Source organism: Streptomyces sp. NPDC002676 (genome assembly GCF_053592455.1).
The window spans coordinates 39,188-61,351 of sequence record NZ_JBSFVT010000010.1 but is presented as its reverse complement, the minus strand read 5'-3'; the positions used below and the strand labels follow the sequence as shown (position 1 = coordinate 61,351).

Here is a 22,164-nt window from a genome sequence, read left to right as displayed (position 1 = left end):
CGGGACCGCCGCTGACCTGAGGAGCGGCACAGACTACGCGGAGACCTCCGTCCGGTCACCGCCCCACAGCGTGTGGAACGAACCCTCCCGGTCCACCCTCCGGTACGTGTGCGCGCCGAAGAAGTCCCGCTGCCCCTGCGTGAGCGCCGCGGGCAGGCGTTCGGCGCGCAGTGCGTCGTAGTACGCCAGCGCTGCCGCGAAGCCCGGTGCCGGCACTCCCTGCCGCGTCGCCGCGACCAGCACCTGGCGCCAGTCGTCCTGCGCCGCCGCGATCTCCTGCGCGAACGTCTCGTCCGACAGCAGGCTCGGCAGGTCGGGGCGGGCGTCGTACGCGGCACGGATGCGGTCCAGGAAGGCCGCGCGGATGATGCAGCCGGCGCGCCAGATGGAGGCGACCCGGCCGAGGTCGATGTCCCAGTCGTACTCCTCGCCGCCCGCGGCGATCTCGTGGAAGCCCTGCGTGTACGACACGATCTTGGACGCGTACAGCGCCTGCTCCACCTGGTCCGCGAAGGCAGCCGCCTCCGACTCGCTCATCGGGGAAGCCTTCGGCCCGGCCAGCCCGCGGGACGCGGCCCGCAGCGCCGCGTGGCCGGACAGGGAGCGGGCGAAGACCGCCTCCGCGATGCCGGACACCGGCACGCCCAGGTCGAGCGCGATCTGGACCGTCCAGCGACCCGTGCCCTTCTGCTCGGCCTCGTCCACCACCACGTCGACGAACGGCTTCCCGGTCGCCGCGTCCACATGGGACAGCACCTCGGCGGTGATCTCGATCAGGTACGAGTCCAGCCGTCCGGTGTTCCAGGAGCGGAAGATCTCCGCGATCCGCGCGGGGGAGTACCCGGCGACGTCGCGCAGCAGCTGGTACGCCTCGCCGATCAGCTGCATGTCGGCGTACTCGATGCCGTTGTGGACCATCTTCACGAAGTGACCGGCACCGTCCGGGCCCACGTGCGTCACACAGGGCGCGCCGTCATTCGCCTTCGCGGAGATCTTCTCCAGCATGGGGCCGAGGGACGCGTACGACTCCGTAGAACCGCCCGGCATGATGCTCGGGCCGTGCAGCGCGCCCTCCTCGCCACCGGAGATGCCCGTGCCGACGAAGTGGATGCCCTGCTCGCGCAGCTCCCGCTCCCGGCGCCGGGTGTCCGCGAAGTGCGCGTTGCCGCCGTCGATGATCATGTCACCGGGCTCCAGCAGCGGCGCGAACTCCCGGATCACCTCGTCCGTCGGCTCACCGGCCTTCACCATGATCATGAGCCGGCGCGGGCGCTCCAGCGCCGCCACGAAGTCCTTCGCGGCCTCGGTGGGGACGAAGTCCCCCTCGTCCCCGAACTCCGCCACCAGCGCGTGCGTGCGCGACGCCGTCCGGTTGTGCACGGCGACCGTGTAGCCGTTGCGCGCGAAGTTCCGGGCGAGGTTGCGGCCCATGACCGCCAGCCCGGTGACGCCGATCTGCGCCGAAGTGCTCATACCGCCTGCTCCCTAGCTGCCTCGTGACCACGGTTCCGTCGGTACGGGCCCGGACCCCCAGCCCATCCTGACGTGCCGCCCCGGCGGACGCATGTCCGACCCGCCACAGGTCATCCGGCAGGTCATCCGTGTGCGATCCGCGGGGGGATTTCACCGGTGATACGGAGCGAAGGCGCCGTTCGCCTCAACAGGGGCCTCTTCCCGGCCACTTGGGCGGGTCAGGAGGGCGGGTTTGCGTCTTGTCATGGCCTGTTCGCGGCGCATATTTTTGCCGCTCCTGACGCATGCCGAGGGGAATCGGACATGGCCGTACGCGGCCGGCATCGCCGGTACCAGCCGAACAGGATCAACCGCGCCTCACTCACCGTCACGGCGGGCGGCGCCGGCCTCGCCATCCCGCTGGTCGCCGTCGGCGCCGCCGACGCCGCCGACCCGGCCACCTGGAACAAGGTCGCCGCCTGCGAGTCCAGCGGGAACTGGAGCATCAACACCGGCAACGGGTACTACGGCGGGCTGCAGTTCACCCAGTCCACGTGGGAGGCGTACGGCGGCACCCGGTACGCGCCGCGCGCGGACCTCGCCTCCCGGGACGAGCAGATCGCCGTCGCCGAGCAGGTCCTCGGCGGACAGGGGCCGGGCGCCTGGCCGGTGTGTTCGGGGCAGGCCGGGCTGCACCGGGGTGGCGGCAGCGCCGGCGTGCACACCGAGAGCGCCGCCACCCGGCCCGCGGGGACCGCGCGCAGTTCCGTACGCGACGTGCTGCCCGAGACCACCCCGCAGTCCCGCGCGGGCAGGGCCGAGATGTACACGGTGGTGCACGGCGACACGCTTTCCGGCATCGCCGACGACCACCATGTGCGGGGCGGCTGGCAGCGGCTGTACGCGGGCAACCGCGCGACGATCGGCGCCGATCCCGACCTGATCCTGCCGGGCCAGCGGCTCAGCCTGCGCGCCCCCGCGGCGCCGGCGCCCGAGACCCGCACCACGCCCAAGCCGTCCAAGTCGCAGAAGAGCAGATCCGCTTCCGAGAAGAAGACCTCTCCCAAGAAGCACACGGGGCACACAGGGCATACGACACACACCCCGCACGCGCCGGCCGGCAGCGGCCACGCGCTCGTCGCCCCCGTGCACGCGCCCCTCGGCACCGGCTACCGCGAGGCCGGGTCGCACTGGTCGCTGGGCTACCACACCGGAATCGACTTCCTCGTGCCGACCGGAACCTCCGTCAAGGCGGCCGGTGCCGGGCACGTGGTGGCCGCGGGCTGGGGCGGTTCCTACGGCTACCAGGTGGTGATACGGCACGCCGACGGCCACTACTCCGAGTACGGGCACCTGTCGGCCATCGCCGTGCGCGCCGGGCAGAACGTGTCCGAGGGGCAGCGCATCGGCCGGTCCGGGGCCACCGGAAACGTCACGGGCCCACATCTGCACTTCGAGGTGCGGACGGGGCCCGGTTTCGGCACGGACGTCGACCCGGTCGCCTGGCTCCGGGCCGGCGGCGTCAGGATCTGACCGCCGGCCGGCCCCGCTCCAGGACCTTCAGCGGCACGCGGAAGCCCGTGGCCAGCGGGTCGTACCAGACCGGGAGGGCGTAGCAGAGGATGGGGAGGGGGGCGGGCGAAAGGACGAGTGCCTCGCCCTCGTCCCCGCCCGGCCCGAGCACGGCCCTCTCCAGCCCCGTCCCCGCCCGCTCCGGTTCCGCATCCGCCTCCGTCGCCGTGCGCTGCGCGGGTACGCCGGGGAACGCGTCCCTGGTGGCGACACCGGCTTCCAGAGCGGCAACGCCCGCTTCCGCCGCCGTAAGGCCGGTCTCCGGCTCCGTCACGCCCGCTTCCGTCGCCGGCGTCCCCTCGGTCCGCACCGTGGTCAGCAGGATCAGCCCGCCCGCCGCCACCACACCGCAGCCCAGGGCGAGCACGGTGCCCGTGCCGGCGTAGCGGAACGCCTCGCCGAACATCAGGATGCCGACCGCAGCGGCCAGCACCGGATTGACCACCGTCAGCGTGGCCAGCGGCGCGGCCAGTCCGCCGCCCTGGTAGGCGGCCTGGGAGAGCAGGACACCGGCGACCGCGAACACCGCGATCACCGCGAGGGAGGGCAGGTCGCCGAAGGTGATCCCGTCGGTCCAGTCGACGGCGACGGTCTTGGTGAACACCGACGACATGCCGAAGGCTATGCCGGAGGCCGTCGCGAGCAGCACGCTGCGCATCGCCGGGCGCCGCTGCGCGGCCCGGCCCGCGCCCATCAGCGCGACGACCGCCGCGCCGGTGACCAGCGCGACGGCCACCCGCTGGGCCCCGTCCAGGGAGTGCGAGTCGGACGAGCCGACCAGGGACAGCAGACCGGCGAGACCGACCGTGGCCATGACGGCGCCGCGCCAGGCGGTCGCCCCGGCCCGGCGGCCGACGAACAGCGCCGCCATGGGCAGCGCGAAGACGATGGTGAGCGCGCCCAGCGGCTGGACGAGGCTGAGCGGGCCGTAGGCCAGCGCCACGACGTGCAGCAGACCGCCGAGACCGTTCAGCGCCAGTGCCGCCCACCAGCTCGGCCTGCGCAGCGGCATGGACGGGCCGTCGGGGGCGGACACCGCGACCTGCTCCTGCACGATCGCTCCGCCCGCGTAGGCGAGAGCGGAGACGATCGACAGCACCACGGACAACGCGAGGGCGCTCATCGGCGTCTCCTCTGCGTCAGGCGGGGGCCCTGGGCCCGGCGCGGCGTACGGTCGGCAATCATGACGAACACTCTGCCCGGCCGGGCCTGTTCCGTCGTCGTCCCTGAGCACGCAATGCCTCCTACTACCGACGGAGTACACACGCCGGGCGATCATCCCCCAGGTGGGCGACCGGAGAGGGAGACCCGGAGACTCCAGCGACGATCGAGCCTGGTACTAGTGCTTTTCGTGGAACTCGACCCTGATCTCGTCGCGCTCCGCCCGCTCGGCGGCTTCTTCGTCCTGCACACGACCGGAGCCGCGCGCGGGGCGGATCCGGGCCCGCTGCCGAGCCTCGCGGAGACCTACGAAACGGCAAAAACAGATGTTCACCGAAATGCTCTGACTTTTCGTGTCACCACGGTCGCGGACCGCCTCCGCACCTCCGAGTTGCGGGTTTCCGCCTCCATCGCGCACCAGGCGCTCGCCGCCCGGCTCTGGTCGGTGGCCCTCGGCTGTGCCGCGCTGTACGGGCACCTGCCCGACCTCGATCCGCGGCTGCTGCGCTGGGACGCCGCCGCCTCCGCCCCCGACGACCTGTGGCTGACCGAGGTCCACCCCCTGCCCGGCGACGCGGCCACCCTGGCCGCCACCGTACTGGAGGGCCATCTGGCGCCCCTGACAGCGGTGTTGCGGGCCCGCTACGGCATCGCGGCGGGGCTGCTGTGGGGCAACGCGGGCTCCGCGCTCGCCGGTGCCGCACGGGAACTGGACCGGTGGGCGCGCGCGGCCGGCCGTACCGACGTGGCGGAACGCTCCCGCGCCCTCACCGACGGCCTCTTCGCCCACCCCCTGCTGCGCGCCACGGGAACCCGCTCCGGCACCGCGTTCCGCCGCCGCAGCTGTTGCCTGTACTACCGGGTGCCGGGCGGCGGGCTGTGCGGCGACTGCTGCTTCACCCGGCCCCCGCGCTCTTCCCCGCGCGCCCCGTCCGGGTGACCATGAGGGGGAACTGCCCGCCGGAGCCAGGGGGTTGACGGTGCGAGTGGGACTGCTGACCCGGGAGTACCCGCCGGACGTGTACGGCGGTGCGGGCGTCCATGTGGAGTTCCTCGCCCGGGAGTTGACCTCCCTGGTGGACCTGGAGGTGCACTGCTGGGGCGAGGGCCGCGGCGTCGGTGTCGTACGACACCGCCCCTGGTCCGCGCTCGACGGATCCAACGACGCGCTGCGCACCTTCTCCGTGGACCTCGCCGTCGCCGCCGCCCTTGAAGGCCGCGAACTCGTCCACTCCCACACCTGGTACGCGAACCTCGCCGGCCACCTGGCCAAGCTCCTGTACGGCATCCCGCACGTGCTCACCGCCCACTCGCTGGAGCCGCTGCGCCCCTGGAAAGCCGAGCAACTCGGCGGCGGATACGCCCTGTCGAGCTGGGCCGAGCGCACCGCGGTCGAGGCCGCCGACGCGGTCATCGCCGTCTCCGGCGCCATGCGCGAGGACGTCCTCGCCTGCTACCCGGCCCTGGACCCGGCCCGCGTGCACGTCGTGCACAACGGCATCGACACCCGTCTGTACCGGCCCGACCGCGGCACCGAGGCCCTCGCCCGGCACGGCATCGACCCGGCCCGCCCGTACGTCCTCTTCGTCGGCCGCGTCACCCGGCAGAAGGGCGTGCCCCAACTGCTGGGCGCGGTAAGGGACATCGATCCGGGCGTCCAGGTGGTGCTGTGCGCCGGAGCGCCCGACACCCCGGAGCTGGACCGGGAGTTCCGGGAGCTGTTCCAGGAGTTGAGCCGAGTGCGCGACGGCGTGTACTGGATCCCGCAGATGCTGCCGCGCACCGATGTAATCCAACTCCTCACGCACGCCGCCGTGTTCGTCTGCCCGTCGGTCTACGAACCCCTCGGCATCGTCAACCTGGAGGCGATGGCGTGCGGTACGCCGGTCGTGGCCTCCCGGGTCGGCGGCATCCCCGAGGTCGTCGAGGACGGGAAGACGGGCCTTCTCGTCGACGTGGACGGCGACTTCGAGGAGGGCCTCGGGCGGGCACTGGACGCCGTCCTCGGCGACCGCGAGACGGCCCGGAGGATGGGCGAGGCCGGACGGGAGCGCGCGGTGGGGGAGTTCGGCTGGGACGCGGTGGCCCGGCGCACCGCCGCTCTGTACGAGCAGATCCTCGAGCAGGCTTAGTCCGGTCCGCTCGGGGCAGCCATGGTTCAACGAGGGTGAGGGGAGCGGCCATGCGTCGTGGTGGACCTTCGGTGCTGGGGATCGTACTGGCGGGCGGTGAGGGCAAACGCCTGATGCCCCTGACCGCGGACCGCGCCAAACCGGCCGTCACCTTCGGCGGCACCTACCGGCTCGTCGACTTCGTCCTGTCCAACCTCGTCAACGCCGACGTCCTGCGCATCTGCGTGCTGACCCAGTACAAGTCCCACTCCCTGGACCGGCACATCACCACCACCTGGCGGATGTCCAGCCTGCTCGGCAACTACGTCACCCCGGTCCCGGCCCAGCAGCGCCTCGGCCCGCGCTGGTACCTGGGCAGCGCCGACGCGATCCTGCAGTCGCTGAACCTCGTGTACGACGAACAGCCCGAGTACGTGGCCGTGTTCGGCGCCGACCACGTCTACCGCATGGACCCGCGGCAGATGCTGCGGCAGCACATCGAGGGCGGCGCAGGGGTGACGGTGGCCGGCATCCGGGTGCCGCGCTCGGAGTCCTCCTCCTTCGGGGTGATGACGCCCGGCTCGGACGGCCGCAGTGTCCAGCGCTTCCTGGAGAAGCCCGCCGATCCGCCCGGGCTGACGGACGACCCCGAGCGCGTGTTCGCCTCGATGGGCAACTACATCTTCTCCACCAAGGCGCTCATCGAGGCGCTGCAACGCGACGCCGAGGACAGCCAGTCCGTCCACGACATGGGCGGCTCGATCCTGCCCCGGCTCACCGCGAGCGGCGAGGCACAGCTGTACGACTTCAGCGCCAACCACGTGCCCGGCGAGACCAGCCGCGACCAGGGCTACTGGCGGGACGTGGGCACCCTGGACGCGTACTACGAAGCCCACATGGACCTGATCGCCGAGCGCCCGGCCTTCAACCTGTACAACCGGCAGTGGCCCGTCTACACCCACTCCAACCAGCTCTCCCCGGCCCGCTTCAACGCGGGCGGCATGGCGAGCGAGTCCATCATCAGCGCGGGCTGCCTGATCCGCGGCCAGGTCACCCGGTCCGTGCTCTCCCCGGGCGTACGGGTCGACCCGGGCGCCGTCGTCCAGGGCTCGGTGCTGCACGACAACGTCCGCATCGGCCGTGGCGCGGTCGTGCGCGGCGCTGTCCTGGACAAGAACGTCGAGGTCCCGCCCGGCGCGACGATCGGCGTCAACCCGGAACGGGACGCCGAGTTGTACACGGTCTCCAAGGGCGGGGTGATCGCGCTGGGGAAGGGGCAGCGCGTCTCCTGACAGCCAATAGGGTCTACGGCATGATCACCGACACCTCCTCTGCCGCCTCCGCCTCTGCTCCCTGCCTCGTCCTCCGCCCCGCGACCCGCGCCGACCTGCCCGCGGTGCTCGCCCTGCTCGCCGACGAGGACAGGGTCGTGGATCCGGCGGCGGTCGAGGTGACGCCTGCGTACGAGAGCGCGTTCGCCGCCATCGAACAGGATGCGCGCAACGAGATGCTGATCTTGGCCGAGGACGGCGGCACGGTGGTGGGCTGCCTGCAGGCGACGTACATCCCCGGGCTCGGCAAGGGCGGCGCCGAGCGGGTGCTGATCGAGGCGGTGCGGATCCGCGCGGACCGGCGCGGCGGCGGACTCGGCCGCACCCTGATGGACCGCGCCGTCGCCCGGGCCCGCGCGCGGGGCTGCGCCCTCGTCCAGCTGACCAGCAACAAGAACCGCGAGGACGCACACCGCTTCTACACCGCGCTGGGCTTCGCCCGCAGCCACGAGGGGTTCAAGCTCACGCTCTGACAGGGGGCACGGCCGGTGTCCTGGCGAAACGTCAAAAAGCTCCCTCCGCGCGCGCGACGCGTACCCGCGATCCGCGCTCATTGCCCGGATTTGGCCCTGTCGGCCCTCACGATGCAGACATCGATGTCGAACCTTCGGAGGTCATCCGACATGAGAGGGACCCGGCGCACGCGGCTGTGCCTGGCCGGCGTGATGGCAGCGTCCACGCTGATCGCCGCCCCCAGCGCACGCGCCGCCGAGCGGACCGACGGCCGCCTCACCGACCTGGTCAACCCCTTCATCGGGAGCCAGAACGAGGGCAACACCTTCCCCGGCGCGGCCGTGCCGTTCGGCATGGTGCAGCTCTCCCCGGACACCGGGCACCGCACCGGCTACGACTACACGCAGAGCCGTATCCGCGGCTTCTCGCTGGTCCATCTCTCCGGCGTGGGCTGCCGGATCGGTGGCGACCTGCCCGTGCTGCCCACCACCGGTGACGTGACGCAGACGGACTACTCGAAGTACGCGGCGGCCTATTCGCACCAGGACGAGGAGGCGAGCCCCGGCTACTACCGCGTCGGCCTCACCTCCGGCATCCGGGCCGAACTGACCGCGACCGAGCGCACCGGCGTGCAGCGCTACACCTTCCCCGCCACCGGCAAGGCCAACGTCCTGCTGAACGCGGCCCAGGCGCTGCACAAGGCGGTCTCCAGCGCCGTCGAGATCCTCGACGACCACACCGTGCGCACCGAGATCACCGGCCACGGCTTCTGCCGGGACACCGGCCCGTACACCGTGTACACGATCACCCGCTTCAACCGGCCCTTCACCGCGTACGGCACCTGGGACGGCGCCGCGCTCGCCCCCGGGTCCCGGAGCGGACACGGCGGCGCCTACGTCCGCTTCGACGCGACCAAGGACCGTACCGTCGAGGCGACCACCGCCCTGTCGTACGTCGACTCGCGCGGCGCCGCCACCAATCTGGCCAGCGAGGGCGGCCGGTCCTTCGACGCCGTGCGCCGGGAGGCCGGCGACGCGTGGGAGCAACGGCTGGCCGCCGTCCATGTGCAGGGCGGCACCACGGCCCTGCGCCGCACCTTCTACTCGTCGCTGTACCGCTCGTTCCTCGCACCCAACATCGGCAGCGACGCCGACGGCCGGTACTTCGGCTGGGACCGCCGTATCCATCACGCCGACGGCTTCACCTACTACCAGAACTGGTCCCTGTGGGACACCTACCGCACCCAGGCCCAGCTGCTCGCCCTGCTCGCGCCGCGCGAGGCGCGCGACATGGCCCGGTCGGTGGTGCGGATCGACGAGGACGGCGGCTGGCTGCCCAAGTGGGGGTACGGGCCGATCGAGACGAACGTGATGAGCGGCGACCCGGTCACCCCGTTCCTGACCACCGCCTACCAGTCGGGCCTGCTCAAGGGCTTCGAGGAGCTGGCCTACCGCGCCCTGAAGAAGAACGCCGACGGCGTGCCGCCCGCCTCGTACCCGGGCATCGGCCGGGAGGCCAACGCCGAGTACATCGCGCACGGCTTCGCGCCCTACGACAAGGAGCGCCCGCTCGCCAAGCTGGGCGACTCCGACTACCACCACGGAGCCTCCGTCACCCTGGAGTACGCCCTCGCCGACGCCATGCTCGCCCAGATGGCCCGCGGCCTCGGCCACCCGCGGGACGCCGCCCGCTACGCGGCACGGTCGCGGAACTACCGCGCCATCTTCGACCCCGGCATCGGCTTCTTCCGTGCCCGGGACGGCTTCGGGGCGTTCACCGGTCCGGCCGACCCGGCCAGCGGCCCCGGTTTCCACGAGGGCAGCTCCTGGCAGTACCAGTGGCTCGTCCCGCAGGACCTGCCCGGCGTGGTCGCCCTGATCGGCGGTCAGCGTGCGGCGAACGACCGCCTGGACACCTTCTTCGCCTACGACAAGCTGCTGGCCGACCCCGAGACGACCGCCCGTCAGGTGTGGGTGCACGGCGATCCGTACGCCTACTACAACGCGGCCCTCTACAACCCGCAGAACGAGCCCGACCTGACCGCGCCGTACACCTACCTGTCCACGGGCCAGCCGTGGAAGACCACGGACGTGGTGCACGCGGCCCTCACCCTGTTCACCGACGGGCCGACCGGGGTCACCGGCAACGACGACCTCGGCACGATGTCCGCCTGGAACGTGCTGTCGGCCATCGGCCTCTTCCCGATCCAGCCCGGCTACGGCACCTGGGGCCTGACCACCCCGGTCTTCGACCGCGTCGACCTCACCCTCGACCGGAGCTACTGGCCGACCGGCGGGCTGACGGTCACCGCGCCCGGCACCTCCGCCGCCGACCGCTACATCCAGGCCGTCCGCGCCGACGGCACGGCTCAGCCGCGGACCTACGTCACGACGGACGCGCTGCGCTCCCTGCGCACGCTCGCGTTCACGGTCGGCCCGCGCCCGTCAGAGTGGGGTACGTCACCCGAGGCAGCGCCGCCCGTCCTGAAGTGACCTCAGCAGTCCCATGAGTCCCGCCCCTTTCGGAGGGGTGGGACTTAATCTGCTGTTAACTGAGCGTAGCCTGATCGTACTTGACCGTAATCAGCACTCGGGGTTTGACTGCATATATCCAACCGGCGACGACGTGCGAGGCAACCCCTTGACTTCAGACCTGCTCGCTCCCCTCGACCTGGCCTTCTGGAACATGGAGTCCGACCGGTACCCCATGCACCTCGGCGCGCTCGGCGTCTTCGGTGCGCACTCGCCGACCGCGGGCGCCCATGCCGCCGATCTGCTCGCCGCCCGCGCCGCGGCCGTACCGGGACTGCGTATGCGGATCCGCGACGTCTGGCAGCCGCTCGCCTTCGGCGGTGCCGCGCGGGAGGCCGACCCGGACTTCGACCCGCTCAACCACGTACGGCTGCACGCCCCCACCGCCGACTTCCACGCGGTCGCCGGACGGCTGATGGAACGCCCGCTGGAGCGCGGCCGACCGCCGTGGGAGGCGCATGTCCTGCCCGGCGAGGACGGGGTGTCCTTCGCGGTGCTGTTCAAGTTCCACCACGCCCTCGCCGACGGGCTGCGCGCGCTCAAGCTCGCCGCCGGCGTGCTGGACCCGGTGGACCTGCCCGCGCGCAGTCCGCGCGCCGTCGAGCCGCCACGCGGCCTGCTGCCCGACGTGCGCAGGCTGCCCGGGCTGGTACCAGGGCTGGTCAAGGGTGCGCTGTCGGACGTGGGGCGGGCGCTGGACATCGGCGCCTCGCTCGCCCGGTCCACGCTCGGCATGCGCCCCTCCTCGGCGCTGACCTGCGCGCCCAGCGGCACCCGCCGCACCGCCGGGGTCGTGCTGGACATCGACGACGTGCACCGGGTCCGCAAGAGCGTCGGCGGCACCGTCAACGACGTCCTGATCGCCGTCGTCGCCGGTGCGCTGCGCCGCTGGCTGGACGAGCGCGGTGACAGCAGCGAGGGCATCGCGCCCCGCGCGCTCATCCCCGTCTCCCGGCGCCGCCCGCGCACCGTCCAGCCACAGGGCAACCGGCTCTCCGGCTACCTCATACGGCTTCCGGTGGACGACCCCGACCCGCTGCACCGCCTCTCCACCGTGCGCACGGCGATGGTCCGCAACAAGGACGCCGGTCCCAACCGGGGTGCCGGGGCCGTCGCCCTGCTCGCCGACCATGTGCCGGCCCTCGGGCACCGGCTCGGCGGACCGCTGGTCGGGCAGGCCGCGCGGCTCTGGTTCGACATCCTCGTCACGAGCGTGCCGCTGCCGGGGCTGGGGCTCAGGCTCGGCGGCCACCAGCTGAACGAGGTCTACCCGCTGGCGCCGCTCGCCCCGGGGCAGTCGCTCGCGGTCGCGATCTCGACGTATCGCGGGCGCGTGCACTACGGGCTTGTCGCCGACGCGCAGGCCGTGCCGGACCTGGACGTTTTCGCGCGGTCGGTGTCGGCCGAGGTGAAGACGCTGCTGGCGGCCTGCGACCACTGACCACCCGGCCTCCGGCCGGGTCCGGTCTCCCACCCGCACCACCCGTGCAACTTTCGTCGTCGGGTGCGAGTGGCCCCTGCGGTGCGGATTCGCCGTGGGCGGCTTGCGGGTTCGTGGAGGGGGTGGGGCGGGCTGCCGGGGGTGGTCTGTGGGTTCGTGGAGGGTGAGTGGCGCGGGCTGCCGTGGGCGGTCCGCGGGTTCGTGGAAGGGGAGTGGCGCGGGCTCGCCGTGGGTGGTGTGCGGACCCTGGTGGGGGTGGAGCGGCTTCGCCGTCGGGTGTCTGCCGGGGTCGTGGATGGGGTACGGGGCGGATTTGCCGTGGGCGGTGTGCGGGTTCGTGGAGGGGGGGCGGGGCGGGCTCGCCGTGGGTGGTGTGCGGGTTCGTGGAGGGGAAGTGGGGCGGGCTCGCCGTCGGTGGTGTGCGGACCCTGGTGGGGGTGGAGCGGCTTCGCCGTCGGGTGTCTGCCGGGGCCGTGGATGGGGTATGGAGCGGCTTTGCCGTCGGTGGTGTGCGGGTTCGTGGAGGGGAAGTGGGGCGGGCTCGCCGTTGGTGGTGTGTGGGTTCGTTGGAGGGGAGTGGGGCGGAGTCGCCTTCGGTGGTCTGCGGGGGCCGGGGGTGGGGTATGGGTGGATTTTGTCTTCGTTGGTCTGCGGGTTTCTGGAGGCGGTGGCGCGGGCTCGGTGTCGGTTGTCTGCCGAGGTCGTCGATGGGAGGCGTGGGGCGGGTGGGGCGTCTGTGGTGGGTGGACGTTGGGTGTGACGGATACCCGGGTCCGTGCGGTTTGGCTCACGGGGTCTGTGCTCCGTAAAATTCCCTGTTCGAAAGCGGGCGCGAGTCGGCGCGCTGCGCGGGTGACCAGGGAAGCGGCAGCGCGATGACGGTGACAGACGACGGCTCCACGGCCATGGAAGAGGTCGTGTACGGCCCCGGTATCGACCCGGAGCGCCTGGCTGTCTGCCTGAGCGTGCTGGAGGAGCTGGACCAGCTCGATGTCGACCACCCCGACGCGATCAAGGTGCGCCGGGCCACCTCGCACATCTACCGCACGGTCAAGCAGCGCCGCCGCCAGGAGCGCCGGGCCGCCAAGACCGCGCACGACCGCTCCGTCACGGAGGCCACCGCCACCGGCTCCGCCGAGCGCATCGACGACGAGACCGAGGGCATCCTGCCCTCCTCCAAGGTCGAGCCCGGCCGGATCGCAGGCATACTCCAGCGCCCGCGCTCCTGCTACACCTGCAAGCAGCGGTACGTCGAGGTCGACTACTTCTACCACCAGCTCTGCCAGGACTGCGCCGCCGAGAACCGCGCCAAGCGCGACGCCCGCGCCGACCTCACCGGCAAGCGCGCCCTGCTCACCGGCGGCCGGGCCAAGATCGGCATGTACATCGCGCTGCGCCTGCTGCGCGACGGCGCGCACACCACGATCACCACGCGGTTCCCGAAGGACGCCATCCGCCGTTTCAAGGCCATGGAGGACTCGGCGGACTGGATCCACCGCCTGGAGGTCGTCGGCATCGACCTGCGCGACCCGGCCCAGGCCGTGGCCCTGGCCGACCAGCTCGCCGAGCAGGGACCGCTCGACATCCTGATCAACAACGCGACGCAGACCGTGCGCCGCCTGCCCTCCGCGTACGCCGCGCTGGTCGAGGGCGAGAGCGCCCCGCTGCCGGCCGGTGAACTCCCCGCCCACCACGTCATCGGCGCCTTCAACTCCGGCGCGGTCGACGGACTGGCCGCGCTCCCCGTCGGGACCAGCGGGCTCGACGCCCAGAAGGTGGCCGACCTCGCCCTGGTCGCCGGCAACGCCAGCGTGGCCCGGCACCGCGACGGCACCGCCATCGACGCGGGCGGCCTGGTCCCCGACGTCGTCGACACCAACACCTGGGTGCAGTCCATCGACCAGATCTCCCCGGTGGAGCTGCTCGAGACCCAGCTGTGCAACTACACGGCGCCGTTCATCCTGATCAGCAAGCTGCGCCCGGCGATGGCCGAGGCCGCGCGCAAGGCAGAGAGCAAGCGCGCGTACGTCGTCAACGTCTCCGCGATGGAGGGCGTGTTCAGCCGCGGCTACAAGGGCGCGGGCCACCCGAACACGAACGCCGCGAAGGCCGCCATGAACATGGTGACGCGGACCAGCGCCGAGGAGATGTTCCAGACCGACGGCATCCTGATGACCTCGGTCGACACCGGCTGGATCACCGACGAGCGACCGCACTACGACAAGCTGCGTCTCGCCGAGGCCGGTTTCCACGCGCCCCTCGACCTGGTCGACGGCGCCGCCCGCGTCTACGACCCCATCGTGCGCGGCGAGGCCGGCGAGGACCTGTACGGCGTCTTCATGAAGGACTACGCGCCGGGCAAGTGGTGAGTCGGGGGGCGGCTCCGCGCCGCCCCGGGTCTCAATCGACGGCGCCGAGGCGGGAGTTGCGGGCCGCCACCAGCTCCAGCACGGTGCGCCAGTCCTCCAGCACGCCCGCGTCGAAGCCCGCGGTCCGGCCCTCCTCGTCCGCCTGACGCAGCCGCGACGTGTCGTCGTCGGCGGGCCCGGCGTCCCCGCTCACCAGCCGGAACACCCGCTCCCCGAGCAGCCAGCGCACCGCCTCCGCCGTACTGCGGGCCCGCCCGGCCTCGTCACCCGGGCCCGGGTGAAGCACCGGCCCGATGCCGTGCACCAGCCCCGCCACCTGGAGCTCCTTGTCGGCGGGGCGGCTGCGGCGCAGCAGCGCTGCTGTCCGCAGCGCGTGCTGGTGCCGGCCGGCGTACAGCAGATCCATCAGCTCCTCGACGCTGCGCAGCTCCATGCGTCAGTCCTTCCGCGAGTCAGCCGTTGCCGCACGCCACCAGATCATGGCGAGCTTGCGACCCGGCCAACAGGACTTGAACTGAGCCGCGTCCGTTCGAGTGGACAGCGGCAGACATCGAAGATGCGTTCGCACGAGTAGGCCGAGTGGGTGATTCTCTCGGGCGCCCGAGTGATGCATTTTGCCGTAAATAGCTGCATATTGGGGGCATTGAACGCCAAATGACTCGCGATAGTTACAGCTTGTTTGCACTCCCTATCGAGCGGGTGCCCGCTCATTTGGTTAATCTGGTTTGGACGGACAGCACGAAGGGGTCCCACCCACACCCACGGTCCGTCCCGGGGTACGCCGGTGGACAACGGCCTGCTCTGACACGAGGAACCGGCGCCACCGCGTCCGAACTGGCTTCCATCCAGACCCGAGCGGGCGTCGAGCGCCGAAGCGCAGACTGTTCGGTATGCCCCGAGGGTGACCCGACACATAAGGAGTGCGCGGTGACACCGGAGAAGACGAATCGCGAAGAGCGCCCCAAGAAACCCACGGAGCCTACCGGCCGCCGCCGCCGGTCCGAGGAGCTGGGCAGCCTCGACGTATGGGCCCGGTCGGCCCCGATCCGCCTCGCGGGTTACGAGGAGGACCTCGCCGAACCCCACATCCTGCCCAGCGTGGACTGATCCCGGGCAGAACTTCGCGATCGCCGCACGCATGGGCGTGACAGACTCACGCCCATGCCGATCAGAGAAGCCGTGGCCGACGACTGGCCACGGATCTGGCCTTTCTGGCACCGCATCGTCGCCGCGGCCGAGACCTACGCCTGGGACCCCGACACCTCGGAACAGGCGGCCCGCGACCTGTGGATGGGCCCGGCCAAGCGCGTCTACGTGGCCGAGGACCCCACCGGCGCCGTCATCGGCTCTGCCTACCTCACCCCCAACTACGGGGGCCCCGCATCGGGCGTGGCCAACGCGGGCTTCATGGTCGACCCGGACCGGACCGGCGAGGGCATCGGCCGGGCCCTCGCCGAACACGTCCTCGACGAGGCCAAGGCCCACGGCTACCGCGCGATGGTCTTCAACGCGGTCGTCGAAACCAACCCCGCCGTGGGGCTCTGGATCTCCCTCGGCTTCACGATCCTGGCCACGATCCCGGAGGCCTACGACCACCCCCGGCACGGCCGCGTCGGCCTGCACATCATGTACCGGTCGCTCCACTGACCTGACCTGACCGACTCGACCGAGTACCCCTCAGGGCGCCGTCCGCCGCCACGGGTGCAGCGTCTCCAACTCCTCCGCCAGCTCCAGCAGCTCCCGCTCCCCGCCGGGACGGCTCACCAGTTGTACGGCACAGGGCGCGCCCGAGGGGAGCGTGCCGAACGGGACCGACATGGCCGGCCAGCCGGTCAGGTTCCAGGGCGGGGTGAACGGCGAACAGGCGGTGTTGGCCAGGACGTTGCGCAGCCAGCCGCGCTCGTGCCACGGGCCCGCCTTGGGGGAGCGGCGGGCCAGCGCCGGGGTGAGCAGCACGTCGTGCTCGGCGAAGAACGGAGCAAGGCGGGTGCGCAGCCGCTCGCGGCTTTCGCCCGTGCGGACGGAGCGGACGAAGCTGCGGCCCACCGCCGCGTGCACCCGGGTGCGCCGGGCCAGCAGCGCCGGGTCCAGCCCCTCCGCATCCATCGCCGTACCCGCCGTCCAGTGCTGGAGCGCCGTCACGCCCAGGGAGAGGGGGTACGGCGGCTCGGCCCGCCGCACCCGGTGCCCGGCCCGCGCCAGCACCCCGGCCGCCTCCCGGACCGCGGTCGTATACGGCTTGCTCACGCCCACCCCGGCCAGCGGGCTGCGCAGGGCGACGGCGATGCGGCGCGGCGTCCGCTGCTCCTGCCCCGTGAATTCCGAGTCCGCGAGGACGGACAGCATCAGCCGCAGATCCTCGACCGTCGTGGCCAGCGGGCCGTTCTCCGCCATGCCGAACCAGTCGCCGTTGCCGATCCCGGCCGGTACCACCCCGAGCCCCGGCTTCAGCGTGACCAGCCCGCAGTTGGCCGCCGGGATGCGCAGCGAGCCCATGCCGTCGTTGCCGAGGGCGATCGGCACCAGCCCCGCGGCCACCGCAGCCGCGCTGCCGCCGGAGGAGCCGCCCGCCGTGCGGGAGGTGTCCCACGGATTGCGCGAGGTGCCGTACACGCCCTCGGTCGTACCGAAGACGCACAGCTCGGGCACGTTCGTCAGGCCCACGACCACGGCACCGGCCGCCCGCAGCCGGGCCACCGTGACATGGTCCTCGACGGCCGGAGCGTCCGCGGTCGCACGGGATCCGTCGCGGTGGGACTCGCCGCGCACCGCCACGTTGTCCTTCACCGCCACGGGCACCCCGGCGAGCGGCAGGTCCGCCAGCTCCGGACGGGATCCCACCGCGTCCGCCTCGGCGAGCGCGGCCTCGGCCCGGACCTTGCGGAACGCCCCTGTCCGGCCGTCGGTCCGCTCGATCCGCGCGAGATGTTCCGCGACCACCTCGCGCGGCGTGACCCGCTTCTCGCGTACGGCGACGGCGATCTCGGCGGCACTCCGCCCGGCCCAGCTGCTCACGACTGCTCCTCGGCTGCTCGTCGGTACGTTTCATCGCGCAGGTCGGGCGGCAGCAGATCCTGGATCCGCTGCCGCTCCGCTTCGGTGAGGCCCGGCTCCCGGGCGAGACGGAAGAGACCGAGGTGAGCCTCGGCGGTCTCGCGCAGGGTGAGCAGCGCCTCGGCCGCCTCGACACGGGCCGCGGCGGGAGCGGCCGGGTCGGCCAGCGCGGTCGTCAGGGCACGGCGGGCCACGTGCCGTACCGGGCGGTACTTCGCCAGCCCGCTCGCTGCCCGCACCCGGTGCCCGGCTGCGCTGTCCTCCGCATCCAGAACGCGACGGTACGCGGCCACCGCCTCGTTCCCTACGTCCAGCTTGTCCCAGGCGGCGGCTGCGGCCAGATGGGCCTCGGGGTCGGTGGTGTGCGGGTTGGAGAGCGCGCGGAGGATACGGCGGCCTTCCTCGCCGAGGTCTTCGACGAGGAAGGCCGCGGCCCGGGCTCGGACGGGCAGGGGCACGGCCGGGTCGGCGGCCAGGGCGCGGGTGAGGGGGATGCGGTTGTGGGCGCCGCTGGTGGGGAGCAACTCGTAGATGTGGACACGTAGTTCGGGTGGGGTGGTGGGGTCGGAAGCCAGGTCGTACCAGGCGTCCGTCGGCGGCATCCCTCTGTCCATGGTCTCCACCGCGGCGATCCGGTCTGCCAGGGAAGCCCCCGCATCCTCGGCCCAGGCGAGCAGGAGGGCGTCCGCCTTGAGCTGCGGGCCGTCGGTGCGGAGCAGCCGGTACAGGGGCCGGAGAGTGGTGACGGCCGACACCTCACGCTGTTCCAGCAGTTCGAGCCACTGGGCCAGGGCCGTTCCGGGATCCACGCCCGCGAGGAACCCCGTAGGGCTGTCAATTCCATCGCCGAAGCTCAGGAACTCCCAGAATCCGGGCGAGGGAACGTAGGAACTGAGCCCGGCCTCGTCGACGTGCATACTGAGGCGCCGCAGGGGATCGGCGTCCTGCGCGGCCATGCGCTGTCTCCACCGGGGATAGGGGATCCTGCCGACAGAGCGCGCGACGGCCTGGGACTGGGGGCCGGGGCCCGCGCCAGGGTCGTCGGCGATCCGGGCGAGCGCACGGTGCATCAGCGGGACCATGGCAGTTCGGTGGGCGGTGTGGTGCATTTCGATGTGCAGAAGGGCAGCCGCAGGGACGGCCTCGTCGTCGAGCAGCGCATCGAGGCGTCCGCGCAGTGGGGCGTCCGGCAGGCAGGCGTCGGCGAGTTCCAGCAGTTGCCACAGCTGCTCGTCCGAGGTTCCGGGCTCGTCGAGCACACGGTGGAGTGTCTCCGAGGCCGCGCGGAGATCGATCTCGGCCAGGTCGGTGAGGGCTTCGATGCGTTCTCCCATGCCGGACAGGACGTCGGCGGCCAGGGCGCGCAACACACCTGCGGCAGCGTCCCGTCGGCCTGCGGCCAGGAGGTTTCGTGCGGCCTCGAGGCGTACCGAAGTCGGCAGAGCGCCGTCCGAGGCCATCCCGGCGAAGGGGCTCTCCCATGCCGCGGGGTCCATGGTGTGCAGGAGTTTCACGACCGACCGTCGGTCGGCGGCTCCCACATCGGGGTCGCTGGTCAGCGCCGTCAGCGTGTTCCGCACTGCCGTGGTCTCCCCGGTTTCGATCAGGCGTGTCGCGCAGTCGATTCGGGTGCCGACAGGAACCTCCGGGTCGGTCAACAACGAGAGCAGCAGCTCTCTGTGCCTTGCCGCTTGTCCCAGTTCGAGCAGCGTGGCGGAGAGGACCTTGATGTCGTCGTGCTCCGGCGAGTCGGACAGCAAGGAATCGACGCAGGAGCCCGCGGTGTCGAACTGGTCGAGCTGGACGAGCCGCCTGATGGCGGCGCTGCGGGTGGCGTGGTCGAGCCTGCCGTCGCGAGCGACGTCCGCCACGAGGTGCGGATCATCGGCCAGGTGAAGGACGGACCGGACGAGTACGTCGGACCCGGTCGGATCAATGAGCAGGTCGGACAGCACCGAGTGCGCGACCGGTCCGTGAACCGTGAGTGCCCTGACACGAAGGTACAGGGGCGCGGACGAGTCCTTGGCCAGGCCTTCCAACGCCTCAGGTGCCGCGCTCTGGAGAAGGGAACCGAGGACGTACCGGGAGTGGTGCGGGCTCATCCGGTCATGGACTGGGTTGGTCGTCAGCGCCTTGCTAAGTCTGATCCCCGTGTCCCGGTCCGCGCTGTACCCGATGGACAACACTCCGGTGACGATGTCGGTTTCCTCGAGGTCCGTGGCCGTCGCCAGCAGGTGGGCGAGCAGCTCCGTTCCGGCGGCGGTGTCGAGGCGCATCGCCGTCGTGGCGGCCTCGAGCCGGACACCGGGCGGATGGAGGGGATCCTGCGCCAGGGCGGCGAGCCGGTCCGAGGCGGTGGACAGGTCTCCCGCCTCGGCGGTCAGCTTGGCCGCGGCGATGCGCTGGCGGAAAGGGAGATCCGTCTCCCTGGTCAGTTCGTCCGCGAGGGCGGACGCCTGGTGGCCCGACCGCCGTACATAACTCTCCAAGGCGGCCATGCGTGGCAGGTGCGGGATGCTCCGGTCACGTACGACATCCCTCAGGTCCTGTTCGTGCAGGACCGCGTAGAGCCGGGCGAGGACAGTGCCCTCCCCGATGTCACCGCCGGCCGAAATATCCCGCCCGTACAACTTGATCACAGCCCGGGCGAACCAGGCCACCAGCTCCCGGTCGGTGCTCGCCTCGTCGCTCAGGATGGTCGCGCACAGCAGCAACTCCCGCCAGCCGCCCGCGCTCAGGGCGGTGCGCAGGAACTCGTCGAGCGAGTGCATCTGGGCGCGCCAGGCGGCGGCCATGAACAGGATCACGTTCGGCCGTTCGGCGGCGATCGCCTCGCGCAGGGTGTGCAGTGCCTCCGGATCGCCCGGGCCCAGTCGCTCGGCGATGGCACGCCCCGCCAGGTACTCCTGGATCGTGTGGTGCAGGAAGTGGAGCTGGCCGGCCCGTTGGGTGATCAGCCCCGTGAAAGTGAGGGCGCGCAGGAGGACGTCGCGTTCCACGGGCTCGCCCTTGCCGTCGTCGGCCAGCAGGTCGAGCGCCTGGTCCAGGAGGGGGCGCGTGTCACCGGCCTGCCGCTGTTCGGCCACCGGGCTCAGCACGTCGTGCACCCGGGAGAGGAGGTCCGGAGTGATCCCGTATCCGCCCACCCCGCCGCGCTCGAGGTGCTGGGCGCCCTTGTGTCGCAGCAGCTTGATGAACCCGGCGTACAAGTCGGCCGGATTGCGGGGCAGTTCACCCGAGGCCGTAACTACGCAGATCATGGTCAGGTACAGCGGGTTCTTCGCGACCTCACCGAGCCGGCCGTGGCGCAGATCGGCGAGCAGCCAGCTCGCCTGCCGTGCCGCGTCCGGCACCTCCAGCGCCTCGAACCACGCCTCGGCGACCTTCGCGATCTCCTCGTCCCCGAACTCCAGGAGGGAGTACCGCTCCAGGGCCTTCAGCTGGTGCATCTCCGAGGTGATCAGGGAACGGCTGGCCACCACGAACCGCATGTGCGGCTCGCGCGCTGCCCACGACTGGATGATCTGGATGACCTTGTTCCGCGTGTTCGAGTTCAGGACTTCGTCCAGGCTGTCCACGCAGACGAGCCAGTCCACGCCCGGCAGTGGCGCGGAGGCGAAGAACTCCGGGGGCAGTGACCGGTGCAGGCCCGTGAGTTCCCGTCGTACGGCCTCGGCCAGTGCTTCCGGGAGGGGACGGTCGCCGAGCTGGTCGGCGGCCACCCGGACAGGGATGTACGACGGTGCGCCGGCCGGATCTTCGAGCCAGGCGTGGGCCGCCGTGTGCGTGAGGCGGCGCAGCAGGCTCGACTTTCCCGCGCCCGCGCCGCCCGTGAACAGCACATGGCGCTGGGTGTCGAGCACGCTCTCGGCAGCGGGCCGTTTCCGCTCGCTCGGCTGCCGATCGGGCACGTCCTTGACGTCGGCCGCCTCCTGTTCGACGTACACCGTCGACAGCGGGATGCCTTGGGTGCCGCCCAGCAGCATCGCGTAGGGGTGCTCGTCCGCCTCGGCCCGCGCCGCCTCCAGGTAGTCCCGCAGGTCCGGGCCCGGGTAGCGGAACCCGCCCGCACGGAGCTGCTCGTCCGTCAGCGCACTGAGCCAGGCGACGGGCGGCTCCGGTGCCGTGCACCGTGCCAGGATCTCCGCGATGGGCACGAGGTGGGCGCTGCCGGCAAGGTCGGAGCGTGCCAGCATGCCGCAGACCGCGCCGGTGCGCTCGTTGACCACCGGGCTGCCGCTGTAGCCCTCGCCCACCGGAGTGCCGTAGCCCCGGGGCATGGGCATCGGGTCCTCGAAGGTGAGCCGGGAGTCGCCGAGATACTCCAGGACGGCCCACTGGCCTCGCCGGTAGTCCCCATGGGGGTGGCCGTGGGCCCGCATGCGGTCGCTGTGCGACAGCGCGGGTGCCGTGAGCACCACGCCGGTGCGGGTGGCCTCCGCGTCGAAGCGCAGGAACGCCAGGTCAAGTCCGCTGGCGGACTTGACCTGTTCGTCGTCCGCCAGCGTGACCGCGAGTTCCTGTCCGGTCTTGACGATCCGCGCCCGCACGCTCCGTGCGCCGGCCACGACATGGGCGCAGGTTGCCACGACCCCGGGGGCGATGACGAAGCCGGTCCCGTATCCGTTGCCGTCCGGCAGGTCCAGGGCGACGGTCGCCGCCTCCAGTTGCTCTGTCCAGCCGTGCACC

At 71.9% G+C, this 22,164-nt stretch carries 15 protein-coding genes; 10 read left to right on the top strand and 5 right to left on the bottom strand.

The annotated features are described in order from the left end of the window. Positions 1-33 precede the first annotated feature (33 nt). Complete coding sequence (gene gndA / locus ACWD3E_RS26085; RefSeq protein WP_451389988.1) at positions 34-1,473, bottom strand: NADP-dependent phosphogluconate dehydrogenase; 1,440 nt, start codon at positions 1,471-1,473, stop codon at positions 34-36. 303 nt (positions 1,474-1,776) lie between these two features. On the opposite strand from gndA, the gene ACWD3E_RS26080 reads away from it, so the two are divergent. Continuing rightward, positions 1,777-2,985, top strand: a complete 1,209-nt coding sequence (locus ACWD3E_RS26080; RefSeq protein WP_451389987.1) for a transglycosylase family protein — start codon at positions 1,777-1,779, stop codon at positions 2,983-2,985. Here the strand turns inward: ACWD3E_RS26080 and ACWD3E_RS26075 are convergent. Beyond that, positions 2,975-4,147 (bottom strand): DMT family transporter, encoded by a 1,173-nt coding sequence (locus ACWD3E_RS26075; protein WP_451389986.1) that lies wholly within the window; start codon positions 4,145-4,147, stop codon positions 2,975-2,977. The two genes, ACWD3E_RS26080 and ACWD3E_RS26075, sit on opposite strands and share 11 nt — an antisense overlap. 228 nt (positions 4,148-4,375) lie before the next feature. On the opposite strand from ACWD3E_RS26075, the gene ACWD3E_RS26070 reads away from it, so the two are divergent. The 7 genes from ACWD3E_RS26070 (at position 4,376) to ACWD3E_RS26040 (ending at position 14,421) form a co-directional block, all read left to right on the top strand. Continuing rightward, positions 4,376-5,125, top strand: coding sequence for a (2Fe-2S)-binding protein (locus ACWD3E_RS26070; protein WP_451389985.1), 750 nt, complete (start codon positions 4,376-4,378; stop codon positions 5,123-5,125). A 40-nt stretch (positions 5,126-5,165) separates the two neighbouring features. After that, positions 5,166-6,317, top strand: coding sequence for a glycogen synthase (glgA, locus tag ACWD3E_RS26065; protein ID WP_451389984.1), 1,152 nt, complete (start codon positions 5,166-5,168; stop codon positions 6,315-6,317). A 50-nt stretch (positions 6,318-6,367) separates the two neighbouring features. Beyond that, complete coding sequence (gene glgC / locus ACWD3E_RS26060; protein ID WP_451389983.1) at positions 6,368-7,588, top strand: glucose-1-phosphate adenylyltransferase; 1,221 nt, start codon at positions 6,368-6,370, stop codon at positions 7,586-7,588. A gap of 20 nt (positions 7,589-7,608) precedes the next feature. Continuing rightward, positions 7,609-8,100, top strand: coding sequence for an N-acetyltransferase family protein (locus tag ACWD3E_RS26055; RefSeq protein WP_451389982.1), 492 nt, complete (start codon positions 7,609-7,611; stop codon positions 8,098-8,100). A gap of 150 nt (positions 8,101-8,250) precedes the next feature. Next, on the top strand, positions 8,251-10,572 hold the full coding sequence (locus ACWD3E_RS26050) for a GH92 family glycosyl hydrolase (RefSeq protein ID WP_451389981.1): 2,322 nt from the start codon (positions 8,251-8,253) through the stop codon (positions 10,570-10,572). Between the two features lie 148 nt (positions 10,573-10,720). Then, positions 10,721-12,052: a wax ester/triacylglycerol synthase family O-acyltransferase gene (locus ACWD3E_RS26045; RefSeq protein ID WP_451389980.1), complete on the top strand. Its 1,332-nt coding sequence runs from the start codon at positions 10,721-10,723 to the stop codon at positions 12,050-12,052. Positions 12,053-12,927: 875 nt separating this feature from the next. Next, positions 12,928-14,421 (top strand): SDR family NAD(P)-dependent oxidoreductase, encoded by a 1,494-nt coding sequence (locus tag ACWD3E_RS26040; RefSeq protein WP_451389979.1) that lies wholly within the window; start codon positions 12,928-12,930, stop codon positions 14,419-14,421. A gap of 31 nt (positions 14,422-14,452) precedes the next feature. Here ACWD3E_RS26040 and ACWD3E_RS26035 read toward each other — a convergent pair whose 3' ends face one another. Next, positions 14,453-14,854, bottom strand: coding sequence for a hypothetical protein (locus ACWD3E_RS26035; RefSeq protein WP_451389978.1), 402 nt, complete (start codon positions 14,852-14,854; stop codon positions 14,453-14,455). 494 nt (positions 14,855-15,348) lie between these two features. Between ACWD3E_RS26035 and ACWD3E_RS26030 the strand changes: the two genes are divergently transcribed. Together ACWD3E_RS26030 and ACWD3E_RS26025 are read left to right on the top strand one after the other, a co-directional pair. Then, on the top strand, positions 15,349-15,528 hold the full coding sequence (locus tag ACWD3E_RS26030; protein ID WP_451389977.1) for a hypothetical protein: 180 nt from the start codon (positions 15,349-15,351) through the stop codon (positions 15,526-15,528). Between the two features lie 54 nt (positions 15,529-15,582). Then, positions 15,583-16,068, top strand: coding sequence for an N-acetyltransferase family protein (locus ACWD3E_RS26025; protein WP_451389976.1), 486 nt, complete (start codon positions 15,583-15,585; stop codon positions 16,066-16,068). Between the two features lie 30 nt (positions 16,069-16,098). Here ACWD3E_RS26025 and ACWD3E_RS26020 read toward each other — a convergent pair whose 3' ends face one another. Both ACWD3E_RS26020 and ACWD3E_RS26015 read right to left on the bottom strand, forming a co-directional pair. Beyond that, on the bottom strand, positions 16,099-17,436 hold the full coding sequence (locus ACWD3E_RS26020; protein WP_451389975.1) for an amidase: 1,338 nt from the start codon (positions 17,434-17,436) through the stop codon (positions 16,099-16,101). Beyond that, the gene (locus ACWD3E_RS26015) at positions 17,433-22,163 is read right to left on the bottom strand and encodes a trypsin-like peptidase domain-containing protein (protein WP_451389974.1); all 4,731 of its coding nucleotides are present in this window, start codon (positions 22,161-22,163) and stop codon (positions 17,433-17,435) included. Before ACWD3E_RS26015 ends, ACWD3E_RS26020 begins: the two co-directional genes overlap by 4 nt. Position 22,164 lies beyond the last annotated feature (1 nt).

Excerpts from the sequence above, each read along its gene's own strand:
- ACWD3E_RS26075 (WP_451389986.1), bottom strand. The coding sequence starts at position 4,147 with ATGAGCGCCCTCGCGTTGTCCGTGGTGCTGTCGATCGTCTCCGCTCTC.
- ACWD3E_RS26040 (WP_451389979.1), top strand. The coding sequence starts at position 12,928 with ATGACGGTGACAGACGACGGCTCCACGGCCATGGAAGAGGTCGTGTAC.
- glgC (WP_451389983.1), top strand. The coding sequence starts at position 6,368 with ATGCGTCGTGGTGGACCTTCGGTGCTGGGGATCGTACTGGCGGGCGGT.
- ACWD3E_RS26055 (WP_451389982.1), top strand. The coding sequence starts at position 7,609 with ATGATCACCGACACCTCCTCTGCCGCCTCCGCCTCTGCTCCCTGCCTC.
- ACWD3E_RS26035 (WP_451389978.1), bottom strand. The coding sequence starts at position 14,854 with ATGGAGCTGCGCAGCGTCGAGGAGCTGATGGATCTGCTGTACGCCGGC.
- ACWD3E_RS26080 (WP_451389987.1), top strand. The coding sequence starts at position 1,777 with ATGGCCGTACGCGGCCGGCATCGCCGGTACCAGCCGAACAGGATCAAC.
- ACWD3E_RS26025 (WP_451389976.1), top strand. The coding sequence starts at position 15,583 with ATGCCGATCAGAGAAGCCGTGGCCGACGACTGGCCACGGATCTGGCCT.
- gndA (WP_451389988.1), bottom strand. The coding sequence starts at position 1,473 with ATGAGCACTTCGGCGCAGATCGGCGTCACCGGGCTGGCGGTCATGGGC.
- ACWD3E_RS26050 (WP_451389981.1), top strand. The coding sequence starts at position 8,251 with ATGAGAGGGACCCGGCGCACGCGGCTGTGCCTGGCCGGCGTGATGGCA.